A 15,199-nucleotide genomic window follows, 5' to 3' on the forward strand; every position below is an offset into this window, starting at 1 on the left:
GATGACCATAAAAAAACTATTCCTAGGGATGCTTACTGGTATGTTAATACTAACGGCCGTTCCGGTTGCGGCAGAAGAGATTCATCCAGCTAAAGATGAAGTGATATATGCCACACTTCAACCAAATGGAACACAAGAGGATATGTATGTTGTCAATAGCTTCGAGTTGGATAATCAAGGTGAAGTAACCGACTATGGGGATTATACAAATATTAAGAATCTAACCGATTTATCAGAAATAGAACAAAACGGGGATCAAATGCAATTCTCGACAGATCAAGAACAATTTTATTATCAAGGTAATTTAGAAGAAAAGCCCTTACCATGGCAGTATGAAATAACCTATCGACTGAACGGCAAAGAAATATCTGCGGAAGAGCTCTTAGGTCAGGATGGTACGGTACAAATAGAAGTGCACACGTCAGAGAATGATCAAGTGGATCCTGTTTTCTTTGAGAATTATTTACAACAAATATCAATCACACTAGACAGTGAAAAATTCGAGGATATCCAAGCAGAAGATGGCACTATAGCGAATTCGGGTAAGAATAAACAAGTGAACTTTCAGGCTATGCCAGAGAAAAATGGAGATTTTGTGTTGGAAGCGAATGTAACGGATTTTGAGCTAGAGTCAATGGAAATTAGTGCAATACCTGCCTCAATGGCTATTGACTCACCAGATATGGAGGAAGCAAAAGATGAGTTTCGTACCTTATCGGATGCCTTATCAGATCTAGCAGGTGGTGCCAATGATCTACAACAAGGCATGTCGGAATTAAATAACGGAATAACAGAATTGGAACATGGTTCATCCAGTTATCAGAATGGCTTAACCGAATTGAACAATGGCTCCTCAGAGTTGGTGAATGGGTCGAGTTCCATTCAATCGGCCTTAAATACGATGAATGAGTCATTGAATCAAGGGATGCAACTTGGAGACTTAGAGGAGCTAAGAGGAACTTTACAAGATCTGGCGAATGGATTAGAGGAAGCAAGTGAAGGTATTGGAGGGCTGGATACCAACTATTTAGAGTCTCTTGAGGCATTGGATCAAGCGATTCAGGAGATACCGACCTCTGAAGTGACAGAAGAAGATATCCAGGCTTTACGTGAAAGTGAGGTAGATCCAGAATTGGTGGAAGCCCTCATCACGACTTATCAAAAGGCACAAGAGGCACAACAGGTGTATCAGCAAGAACGAGAGTCTTTGGAAGATATTATCCCTACAATTGAAGAGGCAAATGCAGCCCAGGAAGAGGCAGCTTCTTCTTTAGGAGAAATGGCCGACCAAATGCGTTCGGCGAGCGAGCAATTGGATATCGAGAGTTCCCTGCAGCCATTACAGGACGGCGTAGCGGAGCTATCTGAACAATACCAGTCCTTTCATTCTGGTCTTGTGGAGTATACCGATGGTGTGAATGAATTGACGACGAACTATGCTTCGATTCATAATGGTATTAGTGAATTACCAGAGGGTACCTCAGAATTAGCAGGTGGTGCTGGAGAGTTAGCCGATGGCGCCAATGAAATAAGTGAATCAACCTCTGATCTTCCTGATCAATTACAAAGTGAAGTAGATGAGATGATGAATGAATATGACAAATCAGACTTTGATCCTGTTTCCTTTGTTTCAGATAAGAATGAAAAGGTAGAGACAGTTCAATTTGTGATTAAGACGGATGCTGTGAAACATGAAGAAGAAGAAACAGAAGAAGAGAGCCCAGATGAAGGAAAGAGCTGGTGGGAAAAGCTTATGGATTTGTTTCGATAAAGTGAGCTTTATTTGGAATTGAAGGCCGGTAAGAGGATAACGTCACACGTTTACATGGAAAAGCTCGCTGCCATGTGAACGTGTTTTTCTATACAGCTGCTCTTTATTAGAAGGAGGTACAATAAATGAAATTAAGTGTATTAGATCAGGCACCTATTTCCAGAGGAGACACACCGGAACAAACATTGGCGAATAGTTTGGAATTGGCACAATGGACAGAAAAATGGGGGTACACACGGTATTGGGTTGCCGAACATCATAATACGAATGGTCTGGCTAGTTCATCACCAGAAATACTGATGACACGACTTGCTTCTGTTACCAATCGCATTCGCATCGGCTCAGGAGGTATATTGCTCCCTCAGTACAGCCCTTATAAAATTGCCGAAAATGCGAAGACAATGGCTGCTTTTTTCCCTGACCGAATCGATCTTGGTGTAGGACGTTCACCAGGTGGATCGGCATTAACGAGGTCAGCATTAACCGATAATCAAAATAAAAGCCTGCAAGAATTTCCGCGTCAATTGGCTGACTTACATGGTTTTTTGAATAATAGTTTGCCTCGAGAACATCCCTTTCGTTTGGTGAAAGCGGGACCGAGAATAGAGAATATTCCACCGCTTTGGGTGTTAGGACTTTCAGAACGAGGAGCAAAGAATGCGGCGGAATTGGGACTGAATTTTGTGTTTGGACACTTTATTAATCCAGATCATGGACAAGAAGTCTTACAAGCTTATTATGATGCTTATCAGCCAGCGACTACCGGAGCAAGACCACAGTCGATTGTTTGTATTTTTGTCGTCTGTGCCGAGACAGAACAAGAGGCCGAAGAGCTTGCCTTGACCCAGGATAAATGGCTATTAAATGTTGGAAAGGGTGCGGATACCAAAGTGCCGAGCGCGGCAGAGGTACGGAATAAAACATTTTCTGCGGAGGAACTGAATCAGATCAAACATAATCGAAGAAGGTGTTTGATTGGTACACCAGACGCCATTGAACAGCAATTGCGAAGACTGCAGGAAGTATACCAAACCGATGAGTTTATGGTGATAACGAATATTCACGATTTTGAAGCAAAGAAAAAATCCTATCAACTATTGGCCAAGCAGTTGCTTTAAAAAACTTTACTATCCGACGTATTTCATGTTGAGTTTTTTCACCATGTACTATCAACAAACTGGGTTGGTGAGCGCTCTCCCTAGTGTAGGCTCACCAACCTGGTTTATGCTTCTTTAACATATCCAGCTAATCTTCCCTCATATAATAATTCCAACCTTTGATTTTTTCGAAAGTCGTCTGGCGTAATCATCGCAGGTAGTTTATCCCATAGATGAATACCAGAGCGATAAAGAATATCTGCAACGAATTGGGAACAGAAATAGGCATTGCTGAACTCAATTGGTTCTTTTAGAGAAACACCAATTACTCCAAGAATATTATATAAAAATCGATGATTATTTCGAATAAACACGTCCAGAATCCGCCTCATTTTTTCTCTTTCCCGTTCCGTTACTGCCAGACGATAGATAACACACGTTGTTTCGGGATACTTACTATAGGTGCCAGTAAAAATATTCTCTTTCACAAACCCGCCATAGAAAGGGTTGTTAGGATTTTTTCTGCCAAAACTGTACATCTCATGAAGCTGCTCATCAAAAGAAAGAGAGGCATGGTTATATGGGGCTTTGGTATACGTTTTGATCATATTGGTAAACCATGTTCCTGTATCGGACAGCATGATATAGACATATGGTTGATTCTCCATCTCTATCACCTAATTTACTATTTTATCTTTTCATTATAACGCAACTACAGTACAATGAAGAATGTTTCTTATAAAAAAAATCGGGATGAACCCCATCTGAACCTTTATCGCAAAACTAAGTTAGATATGGAATGGTCAAAGGTGTTGCTATGGAGATTTTTTTCTATTCGTTTATTCTAGTGTGTTTTGTGCTTGTCTTGATAGGAAAATATTGATCTGGTCGATGTTACTTGTAAGTGAGATAATGATTACTCTCGGGCACATATCAAAATCATAGTAAAAGAGGTGAGTAGTTTGCAAGAAACTTTATGGACATTAGGTCTCATTTTATGCACCATCATTATCGCAACCATTGCCTTGTATAGTATTAAGAGACTACAGCCACAAAAAGATTTCTCTACTATCCAAATGCGCGTGAAAACTTGGTGGGGCATGTTTGTAATTTTTTGTTTTGCCACATTATTTAATACAACGGTCTCCTTAATTGCAGTGATGATTTTATCATTCGTTTCATTACGTGAATACTTTTCCATGATGAAAACAAGAAAATCAGATCGACGTCTCTTTTTATGGGCTTATATCATGGTACCCTTGCAATTTTATTGGATTTATATTGGTTGGTATGGAATGTTTATTGTTTTTATACCCGTTTATGTTTTTCTTTTCTTACCCCTTCCCCGTATCATCGGTAAAGGAACGATCGGTTTTCTTCGATCTGTCAGTTTTGCTCAGTGGGGATTAATGTTGATGGTATTCGGTCTTAGTCACTTGGCGTATTTCCCAGTAGCAACTCCCGTATACGGTCCTAACTTAGTGTTATATCTGGTTGTGTTAACTCAATTAAATGACGTGGTACAATATGGCACCTCATTATATATAGGAAAAAGAAGACTCGTTCCTACGGCAAATCCTTATCTGTCTTGGGAGGGATTCTTTGCAGGGATCATGATAACAACCCTTATTGCTTATTTCCTTTTCCCGTTCTTGACGCCGCTTACGCCAGTGTTTGGTGTCGTTTCTGGTGTGTTAATCAGTGTAGCCGGATATATCGGCAGTTTGACCATGTCTGTACTAAAACGAGATTTGTTAATAGGGAATCAAACCAAATGGGAAGAAATAAAAGGACGTTATCTCAGTCGTATTGATAGTTTGACCTACACGGCCCCAGTATTCTTCCATGTCATTCGATACTTTTTTGATTTTATGTAGGAGGTAAGGAAGAGCGATCTGTTTGGAATGTTTAGCCACAGGCATAATAAGGGAAAGGATAAAATAAAAGATGGGAAAGAAGGTTGATGGTATTGATTTCTTTCGAAGAACAAAAATAGCAATGGTTCAGCCTTGTCGTTAGAGGAACAATATCAAATGTTTTTGGAATTACTCGAACAAAACGTCGACGATGATGAATTACTGGAGAACGAAATTGGCACGTTAGTAAGAAGAAAAAAACCAAGGCCCAAATATCGAAAAGTAGGCTAAAAAAGCCGTAAGAAGAATCAAAAAAATAAAAGAGAGACTATCATCTTGAGTGGGAGGACTTTGAACCTATTAAATTAGTGACCTAGGAGGTATTACACTATTTAACGCAAAATTCGACATTGATACAAAAATTATAGTATGATTATTTTGTATAAAAAATACGTAGCGATACGGTTCTATATATAGTATAATGTGAATAGGAAGGTATAAATATGCAAAATTCTCATTCGTTTGCCAATTTATTAAATGAAGAAAAGAGGGCAACAACTTGGTTTTTGTGGTTATTTTATACGACTTATTTTTGTTATGAGCTTTTGTATTATTATTTACTGCCTATTGTAGCGTGGAATTTTGCTTCAGATGTGCAGAAAAACCTAGTTGACGTTTTGATGTATGTTTTCCTTTTGGCATTATTACCAGTGGCTATTTATAAAATCCGTCAGAATAAGCCGGCTTCCATTAAGTATTTATATTTTATTGTCTTTATTGTGCTCAGTATGTTATATGAATTATATTTTTATGCAACCTATGAAACACCCTATACGCATGGCAGTATTATTGAGATTATTTTTATTTTGTTTTCCCCAATCTTTGTAAGTAAACGCTTTTTCTATGTGGTGTTTTTAGGCGTGATGGGGAAATATATCATTGTGGGGATAGCCTTACAGGACCTTGTATTTATCCTGCCATTGTTTGTTGTATTCGTATTTTCGTGTGTGGCTTTTATCGTATTATCCAGGTTTATTAGTTATGTAGCGGCTTTTCGTGAATCATATGATCAGCAGATTGAGAATATTGCCAAAGGAATTATTGCTACTCTAGAATTAAAAGATAGATATACAAAGGGTCATAGTGACAGAGTGGCGAACTATTCATTAATTCTGCTAAAGTCTTTTCCGTTATCTCAACAAGGAAATTTAAGATTATTTTATTATGCTTGTTTGTTGCATGATATCGGTAAAATCAGTATTCCAGATGCCATCTTAACGAAGGATTCACAATTGACCGAAGCAGAATATCAAGTAATCAAAACACATCCTGTCGTCGGTGCAGAAGCCTTGGCAAATGTAGAAGGGATTAAGGAATATATCGATGTCATTCGTCATCATCATGAAAGATGGGATGGGCATGGTTATCCCGATGGTTTAAGACGTCGCGAGATTACCTTGTTCGCCCGTGTAGTAGCGATCGCCGATGCGTTTGATGCGATGACATCCTCCCGGTCTTATCGAGCTGCCGTTTCCCCTGAAGAGGCTTATGAGAGGATAATGAAGGCTAGCGGTAGTCAGTTCGATCCGCAAGTAGTCGAACATTTTAAGGAAGTTTATCCATTATGGATTGACTATCATAATGAAAGTAAAAATAAGAAGAGGGAGGTTTAACATGAAAATCCGTAAATTAAAACGTGTAAAAGCAACATGTTGGTGGTGTATTTTCTGGTTCTAATCATAGAGTAAAGAGGATGCTGACGAGGAAGGCATTCTCTTTTTTCCTTTGTTTGATCAAGAGATGGCAGAAGGTGAATTTGTGAAGATAACCTATCAAAGTAATGTCTTATTACATCATTACACATTAAAACCAGAAAAACATAATTTTATATTGTGCGTTACTGATACCGGTGAGTTTTATGAAATATCACCTATGGCAGCAGAGGCTGTTCAACGCCTGAACCATCATGAGGATTTGCAAACGATAGAAATGAATGTAAGACAGATGTATCCAAGTGAAACCGTTGATATACTGGCTTTTATCTCACAGTTGATGGAGTTAGGGTTGATAACAGAAATAGATGGGGAAAAGTTGGATCAAAGACATGCAGAATCGCCTGATGCTCGTTTGCAACACATCTCGCCGAAACTAGCCAGACTTTTATTTCATCGTTTTACCATACCTATTCTTATTTTTTTCTTATTAGGAAATGGGAGTATATTTATCTTTAGCCCTTCTTTACTCCCTGCTTACACTGATTTGTTCGTATTCGATTCCATGGCGTTAAATCTTTTGCTGTATATGTTCGTTACCTCTGTCTTGCTTAGTATACATGAACTAGGTCATATATTGGCTATGCGCTCGTATGATTTGCCTGTTCATGTTGGGATAGGGAATCGCTTATTTTTCCTTGTCTTGGAATCGGATTTGACGGCAGCATGGGATTTGTCATTGCGCAAAAAGAATACGGTGTTTTTGGCTGGTATATATGTGGATCAGGCCTTATTATGCGCCACCCTTGTATTAAAAATAGTGCTCATCGACCAAACGATGATTCAAGCGATTTTATCGGTTATCCTATTAGATATTTGTATAAAGACGATTTATCAATGCTGTATTTATATGAAAACAGATGTATACTATGTCTTGGAGCATAGCACAAGGTGTTATAATCTATTTGAAAATGGCAGAAACCAACTAGGGAAGTGGATTCCATGGATAAAAAAAGACTTATCCACCGAAGTGTTTGATGGTGAAGAACGAATCGTGAAATTGTATGGCCTGTTTTCCATGGTAGGAGCACTGCTGACCATCGGGTTATTTGCGTTTTATTTCATCCCGCAATTCGTATACATTTGGCAACAGGTTATTCCGCGGTTGACTTATCCATTGCAGGATCCGTTATTTTGGGATGGGATAGTAATTATAGGCCAGATATTACTTTTTCTAAGTATATGGTGCTATGTTTGGATCAAAAAGAGTTGCTATAATAAGTCATAATTTCCTGGGAAATAATGCACGGTCTATTTGGATAAACTCTTAGGTTTTCCATGCCATCAAGAAAATGCTAGCTCGTTTTCATCGTTTGACAAAAATACACTATAGGGGTATATTAAAAGTAGAAGGAGCGGATATTATATGGAAAAAACATTGCATCATCACCCTAGTCAGCCTCGTTCAAAGAGTGAACAAGATTTGCTGATCAATCGGCTAAAGCGTATCGAGGGCCAGGTGCGCGGTATACAGAAAATGGTGGAAGAGGATCGTTATTGTGTAGATATTTTAATTCAAATCAATGCGGTGCAAGCAGCTTTGAAAAAAGTAGGTTTTTCCGTGACGGAGCGTCATATGAAGCATTGTGTGAGTGACGCGATTAAGTCTGGAGAAGGCGAAGAAACGATCGAAGAATTGATGGAAGTAATGAAGCAATTCTCGAAGTAATTTACTGTCTGTCGTTTCCTTTATTTACATCAAAAAAAGGAAAAGTGCTTCTCCTTTGTGTTTAATAAATCTTTCATTAACCGCTTGCATTTGTATGTGCGAGGTGCTATAATTTTAGTATCAAATGAATAAATTGTAACTTATATGAGTTTTTAGGAATGTTACCTTTGGCGGGCATAACCTGAACTGATATCTGCGCTACACGTATGTGTGTGCATAGATACCAGTTCAGGTTTTTTTATTGCCATACTGGTTAACATAAACAAAACGAAGTTGCAATGAAAATAGAGTACTTGAAGTACAATAAAAGAAGCAGAAGGAAGGGAAAAACATGAAGTATGAACAGCTTGCCAAAGATATTATTGAAAACGTCGGCGGTAAAGAAAATGTAAACAGTGTGGTCCATTGTATTACCAGACTTCGCTTTAAGCGTAAGCGATCAATAACCAAGTATCTATAAATGCAGCATCACCTCCTATACACTTATGGTAAGACAAAGATACAGGAGGTTTTTCTATTTGATTGTTAATTTAAAGCAAGCGAAAGGGTTTTATATTGTATGTGGAAAAACAGACATGCGGTATGGGATTGATTCGTTGGCTTATACGGTGCAATCCCAATTCCATTTAGATCCTTTTCAAGAAGCGTTGTTTTTCTTTTGTGGAAACAAGCAGGATCGCTTCAAGATGTTGCATTGGGATGGAGAAGGTTTCTGGCTGTTATATAAACGGTTTGAAAATGGGCAATTAAAATGGCCTCGAACGACCAAAGAAGCCCGGGAACTGACCAGTCAACAAGTGGATTGGCTACTCCGTGGTTTTTCGATTGATCCACCGATACAAATCGCTTCTTCTCGCGCCTTTTATTAAATAAAGAGTGCTTTTATATCCCTTTTATGGTATAATATAGTTAGAAAATAAAAGGGAGAAACGCGTATGAGTCCCGAGGAGACATTACTAAAAATCAACGAAGCACAAGTGAAACAAATCGAACAATTAACAGCTCAGCTCGCTCAACAAGCGAATGAGCTGACATTGTTGCGGGAACAAGTCGCTTACCTCACCCAAAAAATCTTCGGTAAATCCAAAGAAACACTACCTCCTGATCATCAACTCACCTTCTTTGATGCACCAGAAGCCCCTCCTATCGTGGAAGAGGACATCGAGGAGGTTACCGCGAAACGGAAGAAAACAAAAGGCAGAAAAAAAGCCATTTTAGACCAGTTTCCGGAGCAGCCTGTTCACCATCGACTGGAGGGAGAAGCCTGTACTTGCCCCACGTGTGAGGCAACGTTGGACGCCATCGGGAGCTATGCCGTGCGAGAAGAAGTCATTTACCTTCCTGCCAAGCTTCAACGACAAGTGCACTACCAACACGCTTATAAGTGCGCAGCCTGTTCCAAACAAGGGCCAGAAGATAAGATTATCAAAGCACCAGTTCCCAAAGCGCCTATCGATAATAGCTTGGGTTCTGCTTCGATTATTGCCCAGTCGATGCATCAGAAATTTGAGTTAAAAGTACCTGCCTATCGTCAAGAAAAAGGTTGGCACCGCATTGGTTTACCCATTACGCGCCAACAAATTGCCAATTGGCATATACGAGTGTCGGAGTATTATTTAGCCCCTTTTTATCAACTGTTGAAAGACACGCTACTTCAACAGCCGATGTTACATGCCGATGAAACAACGTATCGGGTGTTGGAAAGTGATACCGTGAATACGCATTTTTGGACCTTTTTAAGCGCCAAACATAGTGAAAAGCCGATCACGCTCTATCATCACGATCCAAGTCGGGGAGCCCATGTCGCTCAAAGCTTTCTTGGTACGTATAAAGGGTACATCCATTGTGATATGTGGAAAGCTTATCAAGCCCTTTCTAACGTAGAGTTGGTCGGGTGTTGGGCGCATGTTCGTCGCAAATTCATAGACGCGATGCCAAAGGATTGTCCCGCCGATGCGTTGAGTCGACAAGCAGCCGAGAGGTGTGACCAATTCTTCACGTATGAGCGCGCGTGGTCCAAACTATCCGATGAGGAAAGGCTGGANGAAACGCCAAACCATCTTGAAACCCAAAATGGATGCCTTTTTTGATTGGTTACGGGAACAAGATCCTTTATCCGGCAGCAAGTTAGGCGAAGCGATACAGTATGCTTTGACATACGAGTCCACGTTTCGCACGGTCTTGAAAGATGCGAAACTAGCGCTTGATAACAACCGAGCCGAACGCGCCATCAAACCCTTCGTGATGGGAAGAAAAAACTGGTTATTCAGCGCCACCTATGAAGGAGCGACAGCCGCTGCGATTATCATGAGTATCATCGAAACAGCGAAACAAAATAACCTCGTTCCCGAAAAATATATCACTTATTTACTCGAAGAACTTCCTAACCTTCCCACCTTAGCCAATGAGGAAGATTGGAAGGCTTATTTGCCATGGCGTTCCCACGTCAAAGAACGTTGCCAGGAAAGAACGCTGCCAAAGCCATGAAACAAGAAATAAGGATAAATCTCCCCAACCCTTCTGTTCCTCTTTCTAGAACAGTTTATCGCAGGGTTGGGGATTTTTCTATACACTTGAGTATTGATCGCTTACCTTTAAGCTAAAGGATGAAAGTAAAGCAAACACAGAAGTGCTGAAAAACATGAATGGTGTCGTTACCGTGATGAAAAGTGGTGGGCAATATCAAGTAGTTATCGGTAACCATGTGGCAGATGTGTATGCCGATGTAGTAGCAATTGGAGGTTTTCAAGCAGACAGTCAAAACGAAAATGATGAAGATGAAGAAAAAGGCAGTCTGCTTGACCGATTTGTAGATGTGGTTGCTGGTATTTTTACACCTGTATTAGGTGTGTTAGCAGCTACTGGTATGATTAAAGGTTTTAATGCTTTGTTCTTATCATTAGGCTGGGTAACGGAAGAAGGAGGAACGTACCAAATTCTCAATGCGATTGGCGATGCCTTCTTTTATTTCTTCCCGATTTTCTTAGGTTATACGGCCATGAAGAAGTTTGGTGGAACCCCATTTATGGGGATGGTCATTGGGGCCGCACTAGTTTATCCGACTATGGAGGCTTACTCCGCACCTGATGCCGGTGAGCCGCTGTATACGTTGTTTGCTGGTACCGTTTTTGAATCACCGGTATTTATTGAATTCCTAGGTATTCCAGTTATATTAATGACTTATTCTACGTCGGTTATTCCGATTATTATTGCCACGTTTTTTGGGTCGAAAATCGAGAAATTTTTCCGAAAAACGATACCGGATGTAGTCAAAACATTCTTGGTACCATTTTGTACTTTTTTAGTTATTATTCCATTAACCTTTCTTATCATTGGTCCTATCGCTACATGGGCAGCTAATATGATTGGATCTGGGGCTAATTATGCCTTTGAACTAAGTCCGATCGTGGCAGGATTTGTTGTCGGAGGTTTTTGGCAAGTACTGGTTATTTTTGGTCTGCATTGGGGATTGATTCCACTTGCGTTTACAAATATAGGATCCCTCGGTTATGATCCGATTCTTGCGATGATGTTTGCTGCTTCGTTTGCACAAATTGGTGCAGTTTTAGGCGTTTGGCTGAAGACGAGTCAACAAAGTATCAAAACACTTAGTATTCCAGCCTTTATTTCTGGAGTGTTCGGGGTCACGGAACCAGCAATTTATGGGATTACCTTACCACAAAAACGACCGTTTATTTTAAGTTGTGTAGCCGCAGCTGTTGGCGGTGGTTTGCTCGGATTTTTCGGTTCCAAGATTTTCGTCATGGGTGGCTTAGGTATCTTTATGATTCCTTCCATGATTGGCCCAGATGGCATGGATATGTCTTTCTGGGGTGCTATTATAGCGATTATAGTGGCCTTTATATTAGGCTTCCTGCTCACTTATTTCTTTGGATGGAAAGATGATTCAACAACAGAAAAAACTACAAATGATGCACAAACAGGAACAACAGATAATGGAGCAAAAGCAGTAGATACGGAAATGATAGCTAGTCCATTAACAGGACATATTAAAGAGCTATCTACTATAGAAGATGAGACATTTGCTTCTGGTCTAATGGGTAAAGGGGTTGCTATCGAACCGATAGAAGGAAAAGTAGTATCACCAGTCAACGGGACTGTAACAGCCTTTTTTCCGACCAAGCATGCGATTGGCATAACTTCCGAATATGGCACGGAGTTATTAATTCATGTGGGAATGGATACGGTCAACTTAAATGGTGAGTTTTTCAAAGGTTTTGTTGCACAAGGGGATACGGTGAAAACCGGAGAAACCCTGATTGAATTTGATGTGGAACAAATTAAACAGGCAGGCTATCCAGTCACTACACCCGTGATTGTAACGAATCCAGATAAATATCATTCCATGATTGTGTTGGTTGATGATGAAGTAACGACCAAGGATGAATTGCTTACTTTAACCAACGAAGAGGCATAAATAATAATACCGCCATTATCATACTTATGATAATGATAATGGCTGGCAGGAGGTTAAACATGAAGCAAAAGAGAACATTTCCGGAAGGTTTCTTATGGGGAGGTGCCCTTGCAGCCAATCAAGTAGAGGGTGCCTACCAGGCTGATGGTAAAGGATTAACAACGGTTGATTTATTGCCAACAGGTCCAGAGCGCTGGAACTATATGAAAGGGCATATAGATTCCTTTAAGCCTAAGGATGACCTTTTTTATCCGTCTCATCAAGCGATTGATTTCTATCATCATTACAAAGAAGATATTGCCTTGTTTGCTGAAATGGGTTTTAAATGCTTGCGCGTATCGATTGCTTGGGCACGCATTTTTCCTACCGGTGAAGAAAAAGAACCAAATGAAGCAGGGTTGCAATTTTACGACGATCTGTTTGATGAAATGCACAAATATAATATCGAACCTGTGGTTACCACTTGTCATTTTGATGTTCCAGTTGCCTTAGTCGAGCAATACGGCAGTTGGAAAAATCGAAAAATGATCGAGCTTTATGAAAAATACGTGCGCACGATTTTTACTCGTTATCAGGATAAGGTGAAGTACTGGATGACGTTTAACGAAATTAATATGCTGCTGCACCTTCCTTTTATGGGGGCGGGGATCGTACTTAGTGAAGAAGATCATCGTGAACAGGTTTTGTATCAAGCGGCCCATCACCAATTGGTCGCCAGTGCCTTGGCAGTGAAGGCTTGCCATGAGATTATTCCCGATGCCCAGATCGGCTGTATGTTAGCAGCAGGAATGGCTTATTCTTATACGCCTAATCCTGATGATGTTTGGGCAGCGATGGAGATGGACCGGGAATCCTTTTTCTTTATTGATGTGCAATCACGTGGGAAATATCCTGGCTATGCGAAACGCTTTTTTCAAGATAACCAGCTGACGATTGAAATGGAGACAGGTGATGAGGAGCTTCTTGCTGCACATACCGTTGATTATATTGGTTTTAGTTATTACTCCAGCCGATGCACAAGTACAGATGAAGAAGTGCTACAGAACATAACAGAAGGAAACGTGTTTGGTTCGGTAAGTAATCCTTATTTGACAGCCTCGGAATGGGGATGGACGATTGACCCGAAAGGACTGCGGATTACCGCCAATCAATTGTATGACCGTTATCAAAAGCCATTGTTTATTGTCGAAAATGGACTTGGTGCGATAGACCAGCTCGATGATGATGGATATGTGGAAGATGATTATCGCATCGATTATTTAGCCTCTCATTTCAGGGCGATGCATGAAGCTATCCAAGATGGTGTAGAGATGATCGGCTATACCAGCTGGGGGCCCATTGATATTGTTAGTGCCAGCACCGGTGAAATGAAAAAGCGGTATGGTTATATTTATGTTGATCGCGATAATCAAGGTATTGGCAGCTTAGCAAGAACCCCTAAGAAAAGCTTTAACTGGTATAAGCAGGTGATCCAAAGTAATGGAGAAAGTTTAACCTAAACACCTTCATTGTAGAAATACCAGAGAATAAGATGCTGTGTGTACACCAACAGGTACACTCAGCATCTTATGTAACAGAAAGGAAGAGATTTTAAACTTATACTAAGGAAGTGTCCTGTATTATGTTAGAATAATAGTACATTATTTTTTTGTTAAAGTGACGCATATTGCCATTGTTAAATAAGGAATAAGGGTTGGATTCTTATGATGAAAATATCGAAAATACTAAATAACAATGTCGTGCAATCACAAAACAATCAAGGTCAAGAAGTGGTTGTAATGGGAAGAGGGCTGGCTTTTCAAAAAAAGGTCGGTCAATCGATTGATGAGGGTAAAATCGAAAAGATATTTAAGCTGGGAGATCAATCTGTCTCCGATAAACTGGTGGAATTATTAAAAGAAACACCAGAACAATACTTGGAATTGGCAGATAAAATTCTACAATATGCCAGATCGCAACTGTCTTACCCATTAGATGATTATCTTTACATTGCCTTGACAGATCACTTACACTTTGCCATTAGTCGTTATAATAAAGGGATAGAATTGAAAAACCCTATGCAGTGGGAAATTCGCAAATATTATAAAAAGGAATTTCAAGTTGCTTTACATGCGTTAGATATTATTGAGAACGCTACCAGTGTCAGGTTTGCAGACGATGAGGCAGCTGCTATCGCCCTTCATTTGGTAAACAGTCAACTAAGCGGCAATAATATAGACGAGGCTATTCAGGTAACGAAAATGGTGAACAATATATTAACGATCGTGAAATATCATTACCAAGTAACACTAGATGAGTTTTCTGTAAACTATGATCGCTTTTTGACCCATCTTCGTTTTTTTGCCTTACGTTTTGCCCGTCAGGAAACCATAAAAAATCAACCAACCGATGCTTTTCTGATGGATCAGGTAAAAAAGAAGTATCCAGAGGCTTATCGTTGTAGTGAAAAAATTTCCAAATATGTTGTAGTGAAAAAATTTCCAAATATATTGAAAAGGAATACCAATGGACGATTGGTGATGATGAAAAAATCTACTTAACTCTACATATCCAACGGGTGACAAGCCGTATATAAAAGCCTTGAAAAACAAGGATG

Annotated in this window: 11 protein-coding genes and 3 pseudogenes; 13 read left to right on the plus strand and 1 reads right to left on the minus strand. The window is 39.9% G+C overall.

Annotated elements, in window-relative coordinates:
- The first annotated feature begins 1 nt into the window (after position 1).
- A complete protein-coding gene (locus tag BN6556_RS03455; RefSeq protein WP_066187202.1) occupies positions 2-1,771 on the plus strand; it encodes a hypothetical protein in 1,770 nt (589 codons plus the stop codon).
- Between the two features lie 125 nt (positions 1,772-1,896).
- Complete coding sequence (locus tag BN6556_RS03460) at positions 1,897-2,889, plus strand: LLM class flavin-dependent oxidoreductase (RefSeq protein WP_066187204.1); 993 nt, start codon at positions 1,897-1,899, stop codon at positions 2,887-2,889.
- A 104-nt stretch (positions 2,890-2,993) separates the two neighbouring features.
- On the opposite strand, the gene BN6556_RS03465 is transcribed toward BN6556_RS03460, so the two are convergent.
- On the minus strand, positions 2,994-3,536 hold the full coding sequence (locus BN6556_RS03465; protein ID WP_066187206.1) for a hypothetical protein: 543 nt from the start codon (positions 3,534-3,536) through the stop codon (positions 2,994-2,996).
- Positions 3,537-3,830: 294 nt separating this feature from the next.
- Here BN6556_RS03465 and BN6556_RS03470 point away from each other — a divergent pair, with 294 nt between their 5' ends.
- The 11 genes and pseudogenes from BN6556_RS03470 (at position 3,831) to licT (ending at position 15,178) form a co-directional block, all read left to right on the plus strand.
- Positions 3,831-4,745 (plus strand): phosphatidate cytidylyltransferase, encoded by a 915-nt coding sequence (locus BN6556_RS03470; RefSeq protein WP_066187208.1) that lies wholly within the window; start codon positions 3,831-3,833, stop codon positions 4,743-4,745.
- A 482-nt stretch (positions 4,746-5,227) separates the two neighbouring features.
- The gene (locus tag BN6556_RS03475) at positions 5,228-6,397 is read left to right on the plus strand and encodes an HD-GYP domain-containing protein (protein WP_066187210.1); all 1,170 of its coding nucleotides are present in this window, start codon (positions 5,228-5,230) and stop codon (positions 6,395-6,397) included.
- A 145-nt stretch (positions 6,398-6,542) separates the two neighbouring features.
- Positions 6,543-7,724 (plus strand): PqqD family protein, encoded by a 1,182-nt coding sequence (locus BN6556_RS03480; protein WP_130858766.1) that lies wholly within the window; start codon positions 6,543-6,545, stop codon positions 7,722-7,724.
- A gap of 138 nt (positions 7,725-7,862) precedes the next feature.
- Positions 7,863-8,165 carry a metal-sensing transcriptional repressor gene (locus BN6556_RS03485; RefSeq protein WP_066187216.1) on the plus strand — a complete coding sequence of 101 codons (303 nt, stop codon included), beginning with the start codon at positions 7,863-7,865 and terminating at the stop codon, positions 8,163-8,165.
- 331 nt (positions 8,166-8,496) lie between these two features.
- Positions 8,497-8,601 (plus strand): annotated as a pseudogene (locus BN6556_RS21480) (PTS transporter subunit EIIB); the annotation flags it as partial.
- Positions 8,602-8,683: 82 nt separating this feature from the next.
- Entirely contained in the window at positions 8,684-9,034 is a 351-nt protein-coding gene (tnpB, locus tag BN6556_RS03490; protein ID WP_205410304.1) for an IS66 family insertion sequence element accessory protein TnpB, read from the plus strand.
- A 66-nt stretch (positions 9,035-9,100) separates the two neighbouring features.
- Positions 9,101-10,255 carry an IS66 family transposase gene (tnpC, locus tag BN6556_RS03495; RefSeq protein WP_316245306.1) on the plus strand — a complete coding sequence of 385 codons (1,155 nt, stop codon included), beginning with the start codon at positions 9,101-9,103 and terminating at the stop codon, positions 10,253-10,255.
- Positions 10,227-10,652 carry an IS66 family transposase gene (locus BN6556_RS22715; protein ID WP_316245307.1) on the plus strand — a complete coding sequence of 142 codons (426 nt, stop codon included), beginning with the start codon at positions 10,227-10,229 and terminating at the stop codon, positions 10,650-10,652. Before tnpC ends, BN6556_RS22715 begins: the two co-directional genes overlap by 29 nt.
- Positions 10,653-10,752: 100 nt before the next feature.
- A pseudogene (locus tag BN6556_RS03500) lies at positions 10,753-12,603 on the plus strand (beta-glucoside-specific PTS transporter subunit IIABC); the annotation flags it as partial.
- A 59-nt stretch (positions 12,604-12,662) separates the two neighbouring features.
- Positions 12,663-14,102, plus strand: a complete 1,440-nt coding sequence (locus tag BN6556_RS03505; RefSeq protein WP_066187217.1) for a 6-phospho-beta-glucosidase — start codon at positions 12,663-12,665, stop codon at positions 14,100-14,102.
- A gap of 207 nt (positions 14,103-14,309) precedes the next feature.
- A pseudogene (gene licT, locus BN6556_RS03510) lies at positions 14,310-15,178 on the plus strand (BglG family transcription antiterminator LicT).
- The last annotated feature ends 21 nt before the right edge of the window (positions 15,179-15,199 follow it).

The organism is Gracilibacillus timonensis (assembly GCF_900086715.1).
Taxonomy (GTDB): Bacteria; Bacillota; Bacilli; order Bacillales; family Amphibacillaceae; genus Gracilibacillus; species Gracilibacillus timonensis.